The sequence below is a fragment of the Enterovibrio norvegicus genome (assembly GCF_002876705.1).
Classification (GTDB): Bacteria; Pseudomonadota; Gammaproteobacteria; order Enterobacterales; family Vibrionaceae; genus Enterovibrio; species Enterovibrio norvegicus_B.
The window spans coordinates 75,627-96,382 of sequence record NZ_MDAG01000012.1; the positions used below are offsets into that span (position 1 = coordinate 75,627).

10 protein-coding genes are annotated in these 20,756 nt (G+C 48.0%); 7 read left to right on the forward strand and 3 right to left on the reverse strand.

What is annotated here, in order from left to right; translation table 11 throughout:
* Nucleotides 1-79 precede the first annotated feature (79 nt).
* On the reverse strand, nt 80-2,284 hold the full coding sequence (locus BCT27_RS07315; protein ID WP_102319565.1) for a sensor domain-containing phosphodiesterase: 2,205 nt from the start codon (nt 2,282-2,284) through the stop codon (nt 80-82).
* Between the two features lie 480 nt (nt 2,285-2,764).
* Between BCT27_RS07315 and BCT27_RS07320 the strand changes: the two genes are divergently transcribed.
* From BCT27_RS07320 to BCT27_RS07350, 7 genes are all read left to right on the forward strand, one after another.
* Nucleotides 2,765-3,061, forward strand: a complete 297-nt coding sequence (locus BCT27_RS07320) for a PTS fructose transporter subunit IIB (RefSeq protein WP_017010983.1) — start codon at nt 2,765-2,767, stop codon at nt 3,059-3,061.
* A gap of 5 nt (nt 3,062-3,066) precedes the next feature.
* Complete coding sequence (ptsP, locus tag BCT27_RS07325) at nt 3,067-5,547, forward strand: phosphoenolpyruvate--protein phosphotransferase (RefSeq protein ID WP_102395425.1); 2,481 nt, start codon at nt 3,067-3,069, stop codon at nt 5,545-5,547.
* Nucleotides 5,548-5,610: 63 nt separating this feature from the next.
* Nucleotides 5,611-8,016 (forward strand): GH92 family glycosyl hydrolase, encoded by a 2,406-nt coding sequence (locus BCT27_RS07330; protein ID WP_102395426.1) that lies wholly within the window; start codon nt 5,611-5,613, stop codon nt 8,014-8,016.
* A gap of 257 nt (nt 8,017-8,273) precedes the next feature.
* Entirely contained in the window at nt 8,274-10,982 is a 2,709-nt protein-coding gene (locus tag BCT27_RS07335) for a GH92 family glycosyl hydrolase (RefSeq protein ID WP_102395427.1), read from the forward strand.
* 67 nt (nt 10,983-11,049) lie between these two features.
* Nucleotides 11,050-13,746: a GH92 family glycosyl hydrolase gene (locus tag BCT27_RS07340; RefSeq protein ID WP_102395428.1), complete on the forward strand. Its 2,697-nt coding sequence runs from the start codon at nt 11,050-11,052 to the stop codon at nt 13,744-13,746.
* An 86-nt stretch (nt 13,747-13,832) separates the two neighbouring features.
* Entirely contained in the window at nt 13,833-16,295 is a 2,463-nt protein-coding gene (locus BCT27_RS07345) for a GH92 family glycosyl hydrolase (RefSeq protein ID WP_102395429.1), read from the forward strand.
* A 54-nt stretch (nt 16,296-16,349) separates the two neighbouring features.
* Complete coding sequence (locus BCT27_RS07350; protein WP_102395430.1) at nt 16,350-18,848, forward strand: GH92 family glycosyl hydrolase; 2,499 nt, start codon at nt 16,350-16,352, stop codon at nt 18,846-18,848.
* Between the two features lie 48 nt (nt 18,849-18,896).
* Here BCT27_RS07350 and BCT27_RS07355 read toward each other — a convergent pair whose 3' ends face one another.
* Entirely contained in the window at nt 18,897-19,691 is a 795-nt protein-coding gene (locus BCT27_RS07355) for a hypothetical protein (RefSeq protein WP_102395431.1), read from the reverse strand.
* 102 nt (nt 19,692-19,793) lie between these two features.
* The gene (locus BCT27_RS07360) at nt 19,794-20,618 is read right to left on the reverse strand and encodes a helix-turn-helix transcriptional regulator (protein ID WP_102391431.1); all 825 of its coding nucleotides are present in this window, start codon (nt 20,616-20,618) and stop codon (nt 19,794-19,796) included.
* Nucleotides 20,619-20,756: the final 138 nt, after the last annotated feature.

A 20,756-nucleotide genomic window follows, 5' to 3' on the forward strand; every position in this document is an offset into this window, starting at 1 on the left:
CGCAATCTCGCAATCTCGCATCTAGGACCTAGGACCTTCCTTTCCGCTCTTTGTCTCTCCGCTCCTTCTTCCCCTCGCTCTATTCTCCATTCAACGCCCCAATATGTTCCCTCAACGGCCTTGGCTTGGCGATGCCAAATCCTTGTGCAAAATCTATCCCTAAATGCGTCAGAATGTGCGCGTGATTTTCGGTCTCGACGTATTCCGCTACCGTGGTCAATTGCATATTTTCAGCCAGCAATTGCACCGATTGAACGATCAATTGGTCGGCATCGTTTGTGGGGAGGTTACGCACAAATTCGCCATCAATTTTCAACACATTGATAGGGATGCGGCGAAGGTAAGAAAAGCTCGCATACCCTGTGCCGAAATCATCTAGCGCTATCTTGCAGCCCGCCTTTCTCAGAGCGTGTACGGTTTCTATGGTGAGCGTTTCATTTTCAATGGCGGAAGATTCGGTGATTTCAAAACACACCTTATAAAGCGGAATCGAAAACTCGTTGGCTTTTTGAATCACAAAATCGGATAACCCCTCGTCGCCTAACGATTTCGCCGTGAGATTGATGGCGCAGCGATCCACCAGGTTCCAATCATTCAGTTGGGTGGCGAGCATTTCAAAGGTGTGGGCGATAACCCATTTGTCTAACTGAGACTCTAATCCGAATTCGTTAATCATGGGGAAGAACTCGTCCGGTTCGAGGGGGTTGGCATTGTCCTGTTTTAAGCGCAATAGCACTTCAAAACTGCTGCTGATAGCGTCAGGATCTTTTAGGTTGCGGTAGGGCTGGCAATACAATTCAAACTGATTTTCTCGCAGTGCTCTTTGCACTGAATTAAGCCTTAGAAACTTATGGGATGACAAATCTGAGTCGTCAAACCAACGAATTTTATGGTCATGAAAAGTGGGTTGGTCGCAGAAGACAGAAATGGTTTCTTCCACCTTGTCTTTATTGCTGAGCTCGCAACAATGCAGCGTGTGAGAAAACAGTGAAATGGAGGTGCCTTGCCAAAAAAATTGAAAGCTATCGCACAGGTCACTAATAGCGACGAGGTCGTCATTCATGTCAGGTTTCAACGGCTCGACATAGATGAGTCCGACAGAAAACGGAGGGCGATAAAAGCGGAGAATACTCGGCTGTGCCGTAAAGAAATGCTTGGTTAATTGGCGCAGGAATTGTGCCTGCCCAGTGTGACCAATACCCGTCAGGTTGAGCATGGTGGTTTTTAAATCTAAATACACCAATACCGGCTCATCAATGTGTGACAGATCCTCTTTCAACTGCGCAAGATTATACAGCCCGGTATAGGGGTCAATTCTCTCCTTCCTTAATCGTTCCTGGTTGAGCATAAAGCTGCGAATGCTGTCGCTACCTTGTATGTAGGCAAGGATTGAAAACAGAATTAACACTTCCAATAAGCCAAGGAAGTTCTCATCTATATTATTGGTTTTGTTTACCCAAATAACCGCTTCGTATACCAACACCAAGGTGACGATGGCACCCACCACCATCGGACGCAAAATACCGAATCGGCCCAGCCCCATGAACACCAAAACCAACAAAAAAAAGCAGATTGAAAAGAGAAGCAGGGAATAAGGGATAAACATCGAAATTCCAACTAACCCCAATGAGAGCGTTAGCCAGAGATAGTAAGTCCATGCCGTGAGGTTTTTTTCGAACAGTTGTCTGTCTAGCCGCATATACGCGTCGGCGTGTTCCCTAAACACGTACACCAAGGCGACATACATTAATGGTGTGATCACCAAGTGTGTGAGTTCGATGCTGATGGATGAAAAGAAAATAAAGGGTGTATCCACCTGGATGAGCGCGGTGGAGGCGACCAAAAACAGCAGAGAAGCATTCAAGACGGGCAGTACGATGGCAAACAAGACGAAATAGATGCTCGCTTTCAGTGGCACGCTGCGTTGCTTGATGCGAAGTGTAATGTAGTTGTAGGCAAAGGTAATGAGTGCCGGGGCGATGGGGAGCATACAGGAAAAAAGTAACACTTCGTTCCAGCGCAAATCAGACGCAAACAGGCCATGAGTCAACATGGCTAAGAAAATGGCAGGGAGCGCAAAGGTGCCGCGGTGGAAGAGTGTTGCCACCATGAATGCATTCACAAAGGAAATGACAAAGAAGCCCGTTTCTTTGATTTCAAAAAAAGATGACAGGTAGTAGCTCGCCCATATCCCCAAAAAGATGATGCATTGAGAGACGAGCGGTTGGTGCAAGAAACGACGAATCATCTTTTCTGTATGAGGGAGTGGGGTGGAGACCAGCATTCGGAGACCTTATCCAAGTTCTATCTCTGCAGCGTAGCAGTTTCCTATGCGTAGATTTGGCTGTCAGCGTCGTTGAACTGAGTAAAATGCGGGGTTTCTTAGATGTGAAATTAGGTGCGTTGAATCCAGCAATAAAACAAACGAAATAGCATTATTTTTAAGACACTGTTTTCATTGCTCTACAGCCTTGTATGCGTGATAAATGGCGGAATGTTTGCATAGATAAACAGGCGTTTATATCGCGAACTCCCCGTGGTTTGCGGCTTTAATCCTTCGTGGCACAACAACCTCCCTATATGTGAACCAAGATCACAACCTTTATTTCTCAACAAGATAGTGAGTCAGTTTTGACTCGGTGACCGAATTCACACAATGAATTTACGGCTACTTTTGTCCAGTAAATGCGAGATATTTCATCTGTCTGGAATCTTGATACTCCCTTAGCATGAGCCTGTCTGAATCAAACGATAAGTAGAGCACATGAACGTCGTCGCTATCACTGCATGCCATACCGGAATTGCCCACTGTTACATGGCAGCAGATCGCCTCATTGAGGCAGCCAAAACGCTCTCCATCAACATCAAAGTTGAAACCCAAGGCGCGATGGGTATTGAGAACAAAATCTCCAAACGCGAGTTTGATTCTGCAGATTTTATATTGTTGGCCACTGAAATTAGCCCGGCAGAAAGCGATCGCTATGAAGGGAAAAATCCCACAATCGTTTCCGTGCAAGACGCCATCAATCACCCCCTATCTCTTTTGAAAAAATTTAAGTGAACACGATGAAAAAAGAAGTCGCATTTACCTGTGAACTGCCAAACGGTATTCACGCTCGCCCAGCAAATCATCTTGAAGCGGTTTGCCGTCAATTTAGCAGCGAAATCACGCTGAAAAACCTACGTAACGAGAACACAGGTTCAGCAAAAAGCGTGCTGTCGCTGGTGGGTACTGACACCCTGTTGAACGACCCGTGTTCATTGATCATCGAAGGTGATGACGCAGAAGCCGCATTTGATGTGCTGGCAACGTACCTGCGTGAAGAATTCCCACATTGTGATGAAGAGCTAGTGGTGATGGATGAGGGTGATGTGACCCTGCCACAATCACTGATGAACCATAACCCAACCCTTATCCGTGCGAAGCGTCTGTCTGCGGGTATCGCGAAGGGTAAACTGATTCGTTACAACGAAATCGAATTGTCAGTGTTCGAGCAAGAAACCGCGTCGCTGAACTTTGAGCAAGCGAAACAGCAAGTCACTGAAACCTTGATTGATAAGGCAGAGTTGGCGAGCGGCCAAGAAAAAGAAATCATCAAGGCGCATTTGGGTATCTTGAACGATGACACCCTGAATGAAAAAGTGTCGGGTTTTGTGTCGAACGGTGATTCTCTGGCGAAAGCGATTCTTCTGACCGTTGCTGCTATCACTGAAACCTTGATGCAATCATCTTCTGCATACCTAAAAGAGCGTGTGTTAGACATTAAAGACATCGCATTGCAATTGCTGATGACGGCGCACCCACACGTTGAAGTATCAACAGACTTCACCTTAACCGAACCGTCTATCGTGATTGCTAACGACCTGACCCCAAGTCAGTTCCTGGGTCTAGATCGTGAATTCCTGCAAGGTTTGATTCTGACGCAAGCAGGCTCAACGTCGCACACTGTGATTTTGGCACGTGCGTTCAACATCCCTGCTGTGTCTGGCGTTGAAATCGACGCATGTGCGAAGCATGAAGGCGAAACCTTGTTTGTCGATGGCGGTTTAGGTGTTGTTGCACTTGCGCCTTCAGAAGCCGTTTCAACCTACTTCGAGCGTGCAATGTGGATTGCTGAGCAAGTAAAAGCGTCTGAAAGCGAATACCTAAACCTGCAAGCGCAAACCAAAGACGGCCACCAGATTGAAATCGCGGCAAACATCGCGTGTACCGTAGAAGCGGAATCGGCGTTTGAGAAAGGCGCGGAAGGCATTGGTCTGTTCCGCACTGAAATGTTGTTCATGGATCGCAGCACGGCACCTGATGAGCAAGAGCAGTTTGATGCGTACAAGCAAGTGCTAGAAGCCGCAGGCGACAAAGCTGTGATCATCCGTACCATGGATATCGGTGGTGACAAGCCGCTGGATTACTTGAACCTGCCACACGAGCACAACCCGTTCTTGGGTTACCGCGCGGTGCGTATCTACCCACAATTCCTTGCGCTGTTCCACACTCAACTTCGTGCGATTTTGCGCGCTGCGCAATACGGTCATACCAAAGTGATGATCCCGATGATTCAAAGCATCGAGGAAATCCGTTGGGTGAAAGCACAGCTAGAGATCGTGAAAGCGGAATTGACGAGCGACAACACGCCATTTGGTGCGATTGAGCTTGGCATCATGGTAGAAATTCCATCGGTGGCGTTCATCATGGATCAGTTCTGCAAAGAAGTGGACTTCTTCAGCATTGGTTCAAACGACATGACCCAATACTTGCTAGCGGTCGATCGTGATAACGACAACGTTGCCAAGCTTTACAACAGCCTTGCACCGTCGTTCCTGCGTCTGCTTCGCGCTGTAGTGTCTGGCGCACAAGCGCACAACAAATGGGTTGGCCTGTGTGGCGAGCTAGGCGCGAACAAGAAAGTACTTCCATTGTTGGTGGGCGCTGGCTTGAACGAGCTAAGCATGGCTGCTCCAAGCATCGCACCAACCAAAGCGGCACTTCGCCAGTTCGACAGCGAAGCGTGTAAAGCGCTGTTCAATGCTGCGTGTGATTGCGCGACGATTGCAGACGTTGAAGTACTGCTAGATGTGTTTGCACAATCTCAAGAAGACAAGCCACTGCTAGACGTGGAATGTGTGCTGTTAGATTGTGACTTCAACAGCAAAGAAGAAGCGATTCAAACGCTGGTGGGCAACCTAGGTGTGCGTGGTCGTACTCACGTTGTGAACGAGCTAGAAGCCGATATCTGGGCACGTGAGTCTGTGTTCACCACAGGTCTTGGCAACGGTTTCGCGATTCCACACACCAAATCAGACAACATTGCGCATTCGTCTATCTCAATCGCTCGCTTGAACAAACCTGTGATTTGGAGTGACGACGAAGATGGTGCGGTCGAATTTGTCATCATGCTGACGCTAAATAAAAACCAAGGCGACCAGCACATGCGCATTTTCTCAGGCCTTGCGCGCAAACTTATCCACGAATCTTTCCGCAACACCCTAAAAACAATGACGACGGAAGCTGAAATCATCAGCTACCTGCAGTCTGAGCTCTCTTTGTAATACCCCATTACGATTTCAGGTGCTGCATCCCCCTGCGGCACCTTTTTTAAAAAAGGTAGAAGAATGAACATCAAGTTAGCGCCTTGTGCACTCGCTATAGCCCTTGCTTTGTCTGTTGTTGGCTGTAATTCGGATTCCAACACATCAGAACCTGGCATTTCTATTCCATCCGTGTCGATTATCGATAAAGCTGTTCTTAAATATGTTGATCCAATGATTGGTACCGCTGCATCGGGCCACACATTCCCAGGTGCGGTTGTTCCTGCGGGTATGGTTCAACTTTCGCCAGATACGTTTATTGGTTCGAAGGCTGACCACGAAGCGGGTCTGAATGATTGGCACTCAGCGTCGGGTTACTGGGATAAATCTGATTATTCCGAGAATGGAGAGATTTTTGATACCGACGTGCCAATTTACGGTTTCTCTCACACCCATTTATCAGGCACGGGCGCGACCGATCTTGGTGACATTCTTGTTCTGCCTTATTCAGACTTGAATGACCACGGAATCAATGCGTTTGATAAATCCAACGAAATCGCTACGGCAGGTTTTTACAAAACCAAACTCAACAACGGCAACATCGACGTCGAACTGACAACAACAAAGCGCGTTGGTTTGCACAAATACACCTTTGCGAAAGGTGCTGATCGCAACGTGAAGTTCGATTTAGGCCACACGCTGCAAAGTAATAACGGCAAATCGCTAAAGAACAAAATCGAAGTGATCGATGAATACACCATTCGCGGACGCAAGTCTTCGACGGGTTGGTTCCAAGGTCAAGATCACCAAGGTCAAGATATCTTCTTCTACGCGAAATTTAGCCAGCCAGTGGCAAGCGCAATGCTAGGCAAAGATGGCAAAGAGCCTGAGACTAACATGCGCCACAATGCGGTGTACCAAGGTGATGATTTAACCGCATTCCTAAACTTTGGCGCGGGTGAGGAAGCGATTGAAATTCGCGTCGGTATTTCTCCGGTGAACTGGCACGGTGCACAGAAGAACCTAGAAGCTGAAACACCGACGTTTGATTTTAACAAAGTGAAATCTGACGCGGAGTTTGCGTGGGCTGAGAAGCTAGCAAAAGTGAATGTAGAAGGTGGTTCTGACGCAGAGAAAACCAACTTCTATACCGGCATGTACCACATGATGATTGCGCCAATTGAATTCTATGACGTTGATGGTCGCTATGTGGATATGCTTGGCACCACTCGCACCTTGGAAGAAGGCGATACGCCGAACTACTCCATCTATTCAACGTGGGATACTTTCCGTGCGGTTCACCCGTTCTGGACCATCATCGACCCGAACCAAGCCACGCTCTACGTTGAAGATTTGATCCGTAAATCAAACGACGAATTCGGTATGTTGCCGAAGTGGGAAGGCCACGGCTCTGAAACGGGCACCATGATAGGTTACCCATCAACCGCCATCCTGGGCGATGCGGTGACCAAAGGCTTGGTTGACGCAGAAGAAGCGCTTGAAGCGTCTGTAAAATCTGCGCATTACCGCCCGCACGATTTCCCACAAATCAACGATGGCATTCTTGGCTCGTTGATGGCGGGTCAATTGAGCTACCACATTGGTGAAACTTGTGTACGCGCACCAAACTGGAACTCGGTGTCTTACTCCCTTGAATTCTCGTTCTACGACTGGACCATTGCCGAAATGGCGAAAGCGGCAGGCGACATGGAAACCTATGACGAGTTCAAAGCACGTTCATATAACTCGCTGACACATTGGGATTCAAGTGTTGGGTTCTTTGTGCCGACTGAACTGAAAGATGGCGATCCTTGTGCGTTTAAATACAGCACCGAAGCATTCAGCCCTTACAAAGCAGATGCGTTCTACTTCACTGAAGGTAACGCTTGGCAGTGGCAGTGGGCGTTCATGCAAGATCTCGACAAACTGACGGAGATCATGGGTGGCACAGAGGGCTTGAACGAGAAGCTAAACAACCTGTTCACTGCGAATGAAAACGAAGGTGATCAACACCAGGATATGACGGGTTACATCGGTCAGTACATTCACGGTAACGAACCATCGCACCACGTGATTTACCTGTATAACCGCACCGAAGAGTCTTACAAGGCGCAGGAATACTTGGATCAGGTTTACGACGAATTCTACAAACCAACGCCAGACGGCATCATTGGTAACGAAGACGTTGGCCAAATGTCAGCGTGGTATTTGATGTCGTCCCTTGGTTTTTACCAAATTTCACCGACTGACCCAACGTACAGCATCGGTCGCCCAATCTTCGACAAAGCTACCATGTCGATTGGCGATGGCAAGTTTACCGTTATTGCTGAAAACAACGGCCCGGACAACATGTACGTGAAATCCGTCACCATCAACGGCAAACCTTTGGATAAATTCAACACCTTTAAACACGAAGAGTTTAAAGCCGGTGGTGAACTTCGCTTTGTGATGACCGCTGATAAGTCAGAGGCCATGAAAGCGAATCTTTAATATTAATATCCCCCCCTAATTAAAATGAGGGGGATTAATTGAAAGCAACAGCTTTCAATTAAATAAAAGTAATACAAACCGCCCAAAAGATATTTAAGCAATGTGGACATGTTTAAGTGTCGGGCGGTTTTTTTATGAAAACGATTCACAAATAAATAATGAGAGCGCGATTCAAAAATTTTATGCCGGTATCGGCAGGGGTTCGATCACGCCAAAAACAATCATCCAATACGTTTCTAACACTATATAGGTCGAAAATGATAAACAAAAAGTCTGTGCTTTCTATGGCGATCGTTTTTGCGTTAGCGGGCTGCAATTCCAGTTCATCGGACAACAGTGGACATATAGGCACCTTGCCGCAGCCTGATCTTTCTGTACTGAATTATGTTGATACGCTTATCGGCACGAAAGGGTTGGGTAACGTGAACCCTTCACCTGTCATGCCGGAAGGCATGATCCAACCGTCACCAGACAACTTCGATCCTAACGGGTGGAATGGCAAAGGTTCTCCCTCTGAGTATGACCCAACCAATGCGCTGCTTTCTGGGTTCACCATGACCCACATTTCTGGTGCGGGTAAAGGCGACCTGAATGATTTCGCCTTCTTGCCATACACAGGCTTTAACACTGACGCACCAACCATCAATAAAGACACTGAAACCGCAGAAGTCGGTTACTACTCGGTGGAATTAAAAGAAACCGGCGTGAAAGCGGAACTGACGGCAACTGATCGCGTGGCGTTCCAGCGCTACACCTTCAAAAAAGGTGAAGACCGTAAAGTCCGTATCGATCTGCAACACGAGTTGCTGGAAACCTACGGCAACCACTCTCGCAACATTTACTACAAGCGTTTGAACGACACCACGGTGGTGGGCGCGCGTACATCAAACGAATGGGGACAATGGCAGACGGTTTTCTTCGTTGCTGAGTTCTCTGAATCTATCGTCGAAGAAAACCTTTACGCGAAACTGGCCTCTGAAAGCACGTTACGCCCAGTCGATGCGACAGAAGTAGGGTTGGCAGACTACCGTGGCTACGCAGAACATCAGCCAATGCCGGGCGAGCCTGAGCCAGATGCGGAGCGTCTCGCTAAGCGTGCAAACGATGTGATGACTCACCTGAACTTCGGTAAAGGTGATGCGCCAATCACGGTCAAAGTGGCGATTTCCGGCACCAGCGTAGAAGGTGCTATCAATAACTTGAACGCGGACACAAACGATTTCAACTTTGATGCTGTGGTAGAGAAAAACCGTATTGCATGGGCTGAAATTTTGGGTGAGTTTGAACTGGAAGGCGGCAAAGAAGCCGATAAAACCATGTTCTACACCTCGCTGTACCGCACCTATGTCGCGCCATTCGTTTACCAAGATGTAGATGGGAAATATCGCGGCATGGACGGCAAAGTGCATCAAGCAGAAGACGGTTTGGTGAACTACTCGGTGTATTCAATGTGGGATACGTTCCGCGCCGCGCACCCGCTAAAAACCATCATTGATAAATCACGTGCTGTGGAATATGCGCATGATTTGCTGAACAAATACAAAACGGGCGGCGTGCTGCCTAAATGGGAACTTCACTCGGATTACACCGGAGAAATGGTCGGGCATCCTGCTGTTTCTGTTATCGCTGACATCATGGTGAAACACCCTGAAGCCTTCACGCAAGATCATTTTGAACTGGCGATTCAAGCGGCGAACGACACCCTCAATTTCTCGTTAGACAAAACAGACAGTTGGGTGCCTTACAAAGATGCATGGTCTGGCGACAAGCGTTTTACCATTATGACGCGCCACAACAATTACCAAGAAGAACTCGGATACATTCCCGCTAATGCCAAATGGGCTGCGGATGCAGGTGACAAACCAGCATACGTGAACGGGATTTCTGAAGATAAATATGACGGGTTGGTGAACGAATCTGTGTCATATGGTTTGGAGAATGCTTACTACGACTGGACAGTCGCGCAGATCGCCAAACTGGCAGGTGATGACGCGTCATTTGAGCGTTATATGGCACGTTCTGAAGCGTTCAAAAACTACTTCGATTACAACCCCGAATTCTACGGCAAGCTCAAAGACAGCAAAGGCAATTCACTTGGCGCGACGGGCTTTATGCGTCCGGTCTACAACCAAAATGGTGAGAAGGTTTTCGCGAACAACCTCAAAGCAGATTGTGTGGATGAAAACCTCGCACTGTCTATCCCGCAAGGCTTGGATTACAACGCCTGCAAAGACCGCAAGAGCCTGACCGAAAACGATGTGTTCTGGCCTTACCGTGCTGAACACCGTGGTGAAGATTTCACGGAAGGTAACACGTGGCAGTGGACGTGGTTTGCACCGCACAGCATCAATGGCCTTGGCAATGTGATGGCAGGTCAGAACACCGTTCGTGCTGAATTCGACACACCAGAAGCGTTGACAGCGGAAGGTAAAGCGGCGCTATTGGCGAACTTGAATGCGCTGTTCAATGCCAACTCGAACGCAGACACCAGCCAGTCTCACGATATGTCCGGCTACATCGGCCAATTCGTGATGGGTAATGAACCTGACCACCACGTGCCAATGATTTACAACTGGACCGCGGAGCCTTGGAAAACGCAGGAAATCGTCGATCGTGCGATGAACGAGTTTTACCACCCAACGCTGGAAGGCCTGATTGGTAACGAAGACGTTGGCCAAATGTCAGCGTGGTACGTGATGAACGCATTGGGCTTCTACCAAGTGACGCCTGCAGATCCGTCTTACACCATCACGCGCCCAATCTTCGATAAAGCAGTGATCCCAGTTGATGGCGGTGCATTCACCATCACGACGGAAAATAACAGCGAAGAAAACATCTACGTGAAATCTGTTGCCATTAATGGCAAGCCTCTAAATAACAATTTCTCATTTAAACACTCAGATCTGAAAGCGGGCGGGCAATTAAGTTTTGTCATGACCGGAAATAAAGAAGACGCATTAAAGTAAAAATAAAAAATCAGGAGATCTATTCGTAGATCTCCTTTCCCTATTTTTAGTGAAATGAAGGTGTAACATGAAATTCAAAAAGAGTTTACTTTGTGTTGCGGTACTAGCAGGAATATTGGGGGCGACGGGTTGTACGACGCTGAACGTCTCTTCCACTGATCAACCTGTTATTGAAATGGGATTAAACGTGCCTGTGGCGTTTGATGACATGGACATTACGCGCTTTGTTAACCCATTTATTGGAACAGGTAACTTAGGTAACACGTATCCGGGGGCGACAACGCCACACGGTATGGTGCAACTGTCGCCGAACAACGGATCGAACGGCTGGGAATATACCTCTGGGTATTACTACAACGATAACCGCGTTTCAGGCTTCTCTCACACTCACCTTTCTGGCGCAGGCGCAGGGGATTTGAACGACATCCTTGTGATGCCAATCAACTCCCGCTCAGACTACATGCTTAACGAGGGCTCTCCGCAGCTGAACCTCGAAGCATCACGCTTTAAGCACCGCAACGAACAAGCCACCGCCGGTTACTATTCTGTTTTCCTCGATGACTATGACATCAAAGCTGAGCTGACCGCGTCAGATCGCGTGGGTGTTCACCGCTATACCTTCCCGCAAGATGAGAAATCCGAAATCATTGTGAATCTGGGTTTCAATATTAACTGGGACTACACGGCAGAATCGCATTTCGAGTGGGATAAAGACGCCAACACCTTATCGGGCCACCGTTTCTCAGACGGTTGGGCAGCGAGCCAAAAAGAATTCTTCGTGATGGAATTCGATAAGCCAATCAAATCGATTCGCTTTGAATATTTCGACCGCGACACCAAATCGTATGTGCCAGCAAAAGCGGGTACAACCGTGTTTACTAATCAATATGCCCGCGCTTATATCGAGTTTGATACGGCAGAATCAGGCCTAGTGGTTGAAGCCAAAGTGGCGCTTTCAAACACCGAAGTGGGCGAGAATGCACAAACGGGCGCGTCGCTGAACATGACGGAAGTGGCGGGTAAAACCTTTGACCAAGTGCGTCAAGACGCCACGGCGAAGTGGGAAGCCGAGCTGGGTAAAATCAAGGTAGAAGGGGATGTGGAATACAAGCAAACTTTCTACACCGCGATGTATCACGCCTTCTTGGGTCAAACCATTCACTCGGACCTTGATGGTCGTTACCGTCAAGTGATGCAAGGCCGTGGCGCATACACAGATGGCACCAATGCCAACGGCGATGTGGTCTCTGAGCCGCTGATCGAAAAAGTCCGTATTGCTGATGCGAACAACGATGGCAAAGCCGATTTCGTTCGCTACGACACCTTCTCTTTATGGGATACCTACCGCTCTGTTCAACCGCTTTCAAGCATCATTGAGCCAAACCGTTTGGCGGATGTCGTGCTTTCCATGCTGTCATATGCAGAAGAAAGCTGGGTCGACCACAACGGCAATACTCGTCATGGTCGTTTGCCGGAATGGACATTCAAGGGCAACGAAACAGGCATGATGATGGGCATGCACTCAACCCCTGTGATTGCAGATGTGTTGACCAAAGGCTCACTGGATGCGCGTATGGATGAGCTGGGATTTACCCAAGCGCAGCAAGACGACATCAAGCAGCGCCTGATCAGCGCCATGATCAAAGACGGTCGCAAGGGCAGTGCGGTTGATTCCATCGACGAGTACGTCACCAAGGGTTACAAAGCGTCGAAGATGCGCATCGGTAAAGGCGACCTATGGGCGCACTCACCGTTCGAAACCAGTTGGACGGCGTCTTACTCGCTAGAGTATGCCTACAACGACTGGACCATTGCGCAAGCAATCAAAACCGTATTGGGTGAAGACGCGCCGGAATACAAAGAATTCGCGGACCGTTCGAACAATTGGATGGCGCAATTCGATGTCAACGGCAAGAAATACAAAGGCTGGTTTAAAGCACGCGACACCAAAGGCAACTTCATTGATGCAGATTGGGTTGACCCTGCAACGGGCCTAGCGGTGGGTAAAGACTGGCGTCCAGACATGTTCAACTATGCGTTTGCAGAGTCGAACGGCTGGCAGTATTCGTTCAGTGTTCAGCATGACATTCATGGTCTGATTGACCTGATGACAGAGTTCGATAAAACCCAGAACCCAGATGCGAAACGCGGTGAGCTATTCACCAAACGCCTAGATGAATACTGGTCAACGTACCCAGACCGCAACGCGGGTGACAACCAGTTCCCAGTGTTTAACACGGGTAACGTAGGGCAGCACGTTCAAGGCAACGAGCCTGATCACCATGTGCCGTACCTGTACAACTATGTTGGGCAGCCATGGAAAGGACAAGCAGCCATCGCTGCAGCGACCAATGTCTGTTACGACAACACGCCTGACGGCATTTGTGGTAACGACGACTTTGGCACCATGTCAGCGTGGTTTGTGTTCCGTGCATTGGGCTTCTACCCAGTCAGTGCATCGACTGGCGTTTATGAAATTGGCACCCCGCTATTTGATAACGCCACCATCAATGTGGGCGAAGGCAAAACCTTCACCGTGACGGCGAAAGATGTCAGCCGCGAAAACATCTTCATTCAATCTGCAACATTGAATGGTGAAGTGTTCGAACGTACCTATCTAACGCAAGAAGACATTATGAATGGCGGCGTGTTGTCATTTGTGATGGGTGAAGAGCCAAATAAACAATGGGGTTCACAACCTGAAAATACACCGCCAGATTTTGGTGTGGGTAAATTCTTGCATGCGGATCACATGCCGAAATAATAACGGCATCTCTACACAAAATAGTTTTACCTCAAATTAAATAATAAAAAATTAAAGGGAGAGTTCTCTCCCTTTTTCTAAAAGGAATGAAAATGAAACATACATTAGCACCGCTAGCGGTGGTGATTGCTATTGCGCTGTCTGGTTGTAATTCAGATTCTAATTCAAACTCCCAAACAGGTTTAGTGGGTGAGGTAGTTAATAAATCACTGATTAAATATGTTGACCCATTTATTGGTACAGGCGCTGATGGCCACACCTTCCCGGGCGCGGTTTACCCTGGTGGCATGGTGCAGCTTTCTCCTGATACGGAAATGGAAGGGTGGGGCTCTGCTGCGGGTTATTTCGACCACGGTAAAAAAGAAGACATTCCTGTTTACGGTTTTTCTCATACCCATCTTTCTGGAACAGGTATCACTGATCTAGGTGATATTCTTATTCTGCCGTTCACTGAAAAAAGCAATGCCACTTATAACACTTTCGATAAAGAAAATGAAAAAGCGGAAGCGGGTTATTATTCTGTCGAATTAAATCGTGGTGATATTAAAGTTGAATTAACCACGTCACCACGCGTGGGTTACCACAAATATACCTTTAAAGAAGGTACCACGCCGTTCCTTAAACTCGACTTAGACCACACGCTAAATAAAAGCTGGGGTAACCGCACTACGATCGGTGATATCGAATTCATTGATGAATACACGGTACGTGGTAAGCGCAGTTCTGATGGCTGGGCGAACAACCAGCACATCTATTTTTACGCCAAATTCAATCAACCTATCGTGAAAGCGACAGGCATGATCGACGGTGCGGAAACTGAAATCTCACTAGAAAATGACGCGATTCAAGCCACCAAGACCATTGCTTACCTAGAGTTTGCGCCGTCAGACAAACCTATTGAGTTAACCCTCGGTCTATCGCCAACCAGCGTTCGTGGTGCGAAGAAAAACCTGGATGCAGAAGTCACCGAATGGGGCTTTGACAAAGTACTCGAGCGTTCACAGCGTGCATGGCACAACGAACTGGCGAAAGTGTCAGTGAAAGGTGGTACGGAAGAGCAAAAAGAGATTTTCTATACCGCGATGTACCATGCCAACATTGCGCCTATGGTGTTCCAAGATGTTGACGGCACATACCGTGCGATGCGCACGCAGGAGCTAAAAGAGGCGGGTGACACGCCAAACTATTCCATCTACTCAATGTGGGATACCTTCCGTGCTTTCCACCCACTGCAAACCATTATCAACCCTGATCGCGCAGAAGAGTATGCGAACGATTTGATCCGTAAATACAAAGACGGCGGCATTCTACCGAAGTGGGAACTGCAAGGTCATTACACGGGTACCATGATTGGTTTCCCTGCGATTTCTATCATTGCAGATGCCATGGCGAAAGGGCTGAATGTGGATGCGCAAGACGCGTTGGAAGCGGCTGAGTTTACAGCTCGTTACCATGAGAAAAGCGAATTTCCTGATTGGACTGAAGACCAAAACATCGGTGCTGCCAATGTTGTTCAGGTCAAAGTGTATGAAGAAAATGGCTTCGTTCACCACGGCTACTGGAACTCTGCATCGTACACCTTGGAATTCGCCTACGGCGACTGGGCGGTATCTGAAATCGCACGTATGGCGGGCGATGTGAGGGTTCAAGACGAGTTTCTTGCACGTGCTGACAACTGGCTACATCACTGGGATGCATCAACGGGATTTTTGCGCCCTAAAAACCACCCAGCAAGTTCCTCACCAAACAAGCCGCCACTGGCGTTCAACCAGCCGATCGATGAAGAGCGTAAAGACGAATGTGTGATGGTCGAATGGCCTGCAGGTTCTGGGACGATGAAAGAACAATGTCCGTTGCTTGATTTCGACCCGTACTACGTTGATGAGTTTGCCTTTACCGAAGGTAACGCGTGGCAGTGGAAATTCCAGCCAATGCATGACTTCGCCCGCCTAAAACAAGAAATCTTTAACGCGGATAAAACGAACGGGAAAGACACCACCCCAGAGAAAGCCTTCCGTGAAGATTTGGATGAGCTGTTCACCGCGCGTTCATCAAACACCGGTGAAGAACTGCCTGATTTGACCGGATACATTGGCCAATACATGCACGGTAACGAGCCGTCGCACCACATCCCTTACCTGTACAACATGACTGACGAGCCTTGGAAAGCCCAAGAATACCTCGACCGCATTATGGCTGAAATGTACACCATCGAGCCGACGGGCTTGATTGGTAACGAAGACGTCGGCCAGATGTCTGCGTGGTACATCATGTCGGCGATGGGATTCTACCAAGTTTCACCTGCAGACCCGTCTTACTCCATTGGTCGTCCGCTGTTTGATGAAGTGGTTATCGATGTTGACGGTGGCAAGTTCACCATCGTTGCAGACAACAACAGCCCGCATAACAAGTACGTGAAATCCGTCACCATCAACGGCAACGAACTCTCTAACGATCTGACCTTTGAGCACAGTGAAATCAAAGCAGGCGGTGAGCTTCGCTTCGTGATGACTGGTGATAAGAAAGAAGCCATGCAGGCAAAAATCTAATTGTTCATAGACCCGATGCCGCCAGTGTGCGGCATCTTTCTCAAGGATTATTCTATGTCTATTTCTCGTGTTTCTAAGGTTGCGCTGTCAGTTTCTGCCGCCCTTTTCTTGTTTGGCTGCAATTCAAGTTCTTCTGATTCAAACCCGAATACCGGCGTTGTTTCGCCAGAAGTGAATGTTCTGAAATATGTTGACCCGTTTATCGGCACGGGCTTCAACGGCCACACCTTCCCAGGTGCAGTGGTGCCGGAAGGTATGGTGCAGTTGTCGCCAGATACTGAGCTCATGGGCTGGCACTCATCGTCGGGTTATCATTACGACAAAGACACCCTGTTTGGCTTCTCGCACACTCACCTGTCTGGTACCGGCATGGGCGGTTTGGGTGACATTCTGTTTCTCCCGTTTACGGAAGAAAATGCCAAGTACATTGAAGACACGGACGATTACCGTAAGGCGATTTCCGTCAAGATGGACAAAGCGTCTGAAGTGGCAGAAGCGGGTTACTACTCCGTGAACATCGCTGAGAACGGCATCAAAGCCGAACTTACTGCCTCTGAGCGCGTGGGCTTCCACCGCTATACCTATCCAGAAGGCCAACCGCAGCGTTTGAAGATCGATTTAAACTCGATCCTTAACAGCGATTGGGGTTCGACCTCACTGCGTAACAAACTGATGGTCAGTGACGATGGTTACACCATCACGGGCGAGCGAGATGCGGCGCATTTCTCCGGCTGGGCGAAGAACCAAAAAATCTTTTTCTACGCCACCTTCGACAAGAAAATCAAAAACGTTCAACTCTTCGTTGGCGGTGCGCCTGCTGATGGCCTGAGTGCCGAGCACATTTCTGAATTGGTTTATGGCGATGATGGTAACCCGGTCAAACGTATCAAAGCCGACGTGACCGCGTATGTAGAGTTTGAGCAGGGAGAGTCACAAGCCCTGAACGCACAGGTGGCGATATCGGCCGTCAGTGCTGAAGGCGCACAAAACAACCACCAAGCAGAAGCGGGTGTATCGTTTGATACGGCGCGTACACAAGCTAGTGAAAAATGGGCAAACGTGCTGAACCTAAGCGTGAAAGGTGGCACTGATTCGCAGAAAGAAATTTTCTACACCGCGCTGTACCACACCAAGATCGCACCGCAGGTTCACCAAGATGTGGATGGAAGCTTCCGCGGCATGGGTAAAGGCTCAATCCGAGAGGGCGAGGGCGAGTATTCCATAGCGTATGGTCAAGCGACAGAAGCGTTACCTAACTTCTCGGTTTACTCCTTGTGGGACACGCACAAAGCCCTGCACCCGCTTAAAACCATCACTGAGCCGACGCGCGCCGTTCAATACGCGAAGAATTTGGTTCAGAAGTACACCGAAAGTGGTTTGCTGCCGAAGTGGGAACACTTAGGAGACGAAACCGGCACCATGGTGGGCTACCCTGCGGTTGCTGTGATTGCAGATGCGATCACCAAGTTCCCAGACGCGTTCACGCAATCTGAAAAAGCCCTCGCGCTGAAAGCCGCAATTGATTCATCCACCTACGACAACTATGACTCGCTGGCAACTGAGTGGGATGTGCCGGTATTGAATCGCACACTGACCAAGCACATCGACTACATCCAGAAAGAGGGGTTTGCCCCAGCGATTCAACGTGATGCTGAGGGTAATCCGATCGACCCTGATCACACCATTGAGTCCGTGTCATACGGCCTGGAAAATGCCTTCTATGACTGGGCCATTGCACAAATTGCGAAAGCGGCTGGGGATACCAGTGCGGAAGCAACCTACCTTGCGCGCTCAAAAGGCTACAAGCATTACTTCGATAACAACCCGATGGAGTACGCCGAATACGGTGTCACCGGATTTATGCGTCCTGTCATGATGGATGGCTCGTTCATGGCACCGTTCGACCCATTTGGTACTGCGCATGAAACGGGGAACTACACCGAGGGGAATGCATGGCAGTGGACCTGGTTTGTGCCCCACGACATTGCTGGTTTGAAAGAGGTGATGGGTGGTGAGGCCGCGTTCAAGACCAACTTGGAAGCGACATTTACGGCTAAAAGCCAAGGCACTGAAACGCCAGATATGTCGGGTTTGATTGGTCAGGTGGCGTTCGGTAACGAACCTTCGCACCACATTCCTTACTTGTACAACTGGACCTCAGAGCCTTGGAAAACCCAAGAGGTCGTCGACCACATTTTGGATGACATGTACCTCGCAGAGCCAAAAGGCATCATCGGTAACGAAGACGTTGGCGCAATGTCAGCGTGGTATGTCATGTCTGCCATGGGTTTCTACCAAGTAAATGCGGCTGATCCTACCTACACCATTGGCCGACCTCTGTTCGATGAAGTGAGCATCCCTGTTGCTGGTGGCGAATTCAAAATCACCGCTGACAACAACGCTGACGATAACTTCTACGTCAAATCGGTGACCATCAACGGCCAACCTCTTGAAGACGGCCTCTTCTTCAAACACGCCGATATCAAAGCAGGTGGAAACCTCCACTTTGTGATGACTGGCGATAAAAACGAAGCGATGACTTTTGTTCGATAAGTGGGTGAGTAAGAATTAATGGTAAGCCGCTCTTAATGAGCGGCTGTATTAAAAACCAAATTTAATCGACCTGCAATCAACTATATGGTCTTGCCTTTTCCAAGAATAACTTACGTTACGTTCTTCTATATCGCTACACTTTAATGAGCCCTCTGAACCGGTCGGGTTTGTTACTATTTTTTTTGACTCATAACTCCAAAGGGACGGCTTTTCCTGTCTTAACGTCGAAACATTAATGATTCCGCATTCACCAGAAATGCTGCTTTGAGTTACCCAATACTCATTTGCACTACTGGTTTTCCAAGTGAAATTTTCTTGCCAAGTATTCGGCCAGATTTTACATTTCTGTGTGTCAAAAGTTCTTTGGATGTTGGTCAGCTGAATGAACAAGGCGTTAGCATCAGATTCTGTTTTAACCTCACATGCTTTGTCTAAAATGCCGATTACTCCTATAGCAAAATCTTTTTGCGAAGTTTCACGTAGATTTTCGAAGTGATTTCTTACACGTTTGTTGTCTTCAGAAAGACTAGAACAGAGAGATTTAGCCTCTTTGATTTTCTCGTCTCTAGTTGCAGAGTTGCTGTTTAAGAACTCATCAATCTCATTGCTCAGAGTCGTTTTCAGGTCTTCAGGATCTAATTCGTAAGATAGTGTCATTTGGACAAAATTGCAGCTCAACTCGTTTTGGCTGTTTTTTGTGCAGTTTGCATATATTGAGTTTTTAGCTTTGCTTTGATCGTGAAGAATTGCTGTATTGGGAAATGGAACATAATCGTATGCCACCGCTTGGCTAGAAACCAACACAGTGAGGAAAGAACTAAATATGAAAAGTTTTGTTCGCATGTGCTTTTATCTCTAAATAATCTAGATGGAAATGTATTGCGGTTAACTCGAAATCTAACAACAACGCTTAAGACTTCCATGAACCGAGCGACTCAGTTTCAATTAAGCTCCTAATCGATATTCACTCGGTGTTCTTCCCGTTTTCTGCTTAAACACGCGACAGAAATAGTTGGTGTCTTTGAAGCCGCAACGGCGGGCAATTTCTTCCACTTTGAAGTTGTATTTCTTCAACATGAACTTGGCACGGTCTAGGCGCACATAGGTCACGTAGTCGGCGTATTTCACGCTGCCTTCTTGGTTAAACAGGCGAGAGACATGTGCGGATGACACGCCAAAGCGGTTCGCGACGGAAATACGGGTGATGTCTTTGTGGAAGTTCTCTTGCACGTAAATACACATGCTGCGATAGAGCTTCTCGCCGCGGCTGACTTTCTCTTGCTGGGGATTTTGCAGTAACGCCAAGCAATACAAGATCAGTGATTTGGCAAGATGCTCGCCCATCACCGTACATTTCTTCTCTTCAGCGATGCAGTTCAATGCGGCCAATACATGCTCAACAGCCATGGAAGAGGGCAATGGGAGCGCCTGCTTGATCACATCGACAAACCCTTCTCCTTCTTTGTAATGCACATAACTGAAGCCCACTTGGTTTTTGCTGAACAAGATGGAAATCATCCGTGAGGATTTTTCCCACGTGGGTTTGCTCCAGGCATTTGAAGGGATGTAAATCATTTGGTTTTCGGTGAGAGAGAGGTTCTCAAAACCTTGGGAAGAGTCGACCACCAAATCATGTTGACCCTCAATAATGATCTCAAGTCGATTAAAGTTAACTTGGTAAGAACCTTCTGGTGGCGTATTTTCGCCACAACAAACACGGACAAGTGGTCCATTAAATTTTTGTAGGGATTCGGTTATTATTTTGTTCATTTTTTCGAAGCCTTATTTTTACCGATGAAAGTATTAATAAAGCGGGGTGAGGGCAAGGTAACTTTGATTTGAAACGACATGAATATGCCGTTTTATGACGTGGGTTAAATTAATGGAACAAGGAAAGAAAGAGGAAAA

Coding starts and splice junctions, on each gene's coding strand:
- BCT27_RS07330 (WP_102395426.1), top strand. CDS start 5,611: ATGAACATCAAGTTAGCGCCTTGTGCACTCGCTATAGCCCTTGCTTTG.
- BCT27_RS07360 (WP_102391431.1), bottom strand. CDS start 20,618: ATGAACAAAATAATAACCGAATCCCTACAAAAATTTAATGGACCACTT.
- BCT27_RS07350 (WP_102395430.1), top strand. CDS start 16,350: ATGTCTATTTCTCGTGTTTCTAAGGTTGCGCTGTCAGTTTCTGCCGCC.
- ptsP (WP_102395425.1), top strand. CDS start 3,067: ATGAAAAAAGAAGTCGCATTTACCTGTGAACTGCCAAACGGTATTCAC.
- BCT27_RS07335 (WP_102395427.1), top strand. CDS start 8,274: ATGATAAACAAAAAGTCTGTGCTTTCTATGGCGATCGTTTTTGCGTTA.
- BCT27_RS07340 (WP_102395428.1), top strand. CDS start 11,050: ATGAAATTCAAAAAGAGTTTACTTTGTGTTGCGGTACTAGCAGGAATA.
- BCT27_RS07345 (WP_102395429.1), top strand. CDS start 13,833: ATGAAAATGAAACATACATTAGCACCGCTAGCGGTGGTGATTGCTATT.
- BCT27_RS07315 (WP_102319565.1), bottom strand. CDS start 2,284: ATGCTGGTCTCCACCCCACTCCCTCATACAGAAAAGATGATTCGTCGT.
- BCT27_RS07355 (WP_102395431.1), bottom strand. CDS start 19,691: ATGCGAACAAAACTTTTCATATTTAGTTCTTTCCTCACTGTGTTGGTT.
- BCT27_RS07320 (WP_017010983.1), top strand. CDS start 2,765: ATGAACGTCGTCGCTATCACTGCATGCCATACCGGAATTGCCCACTGT.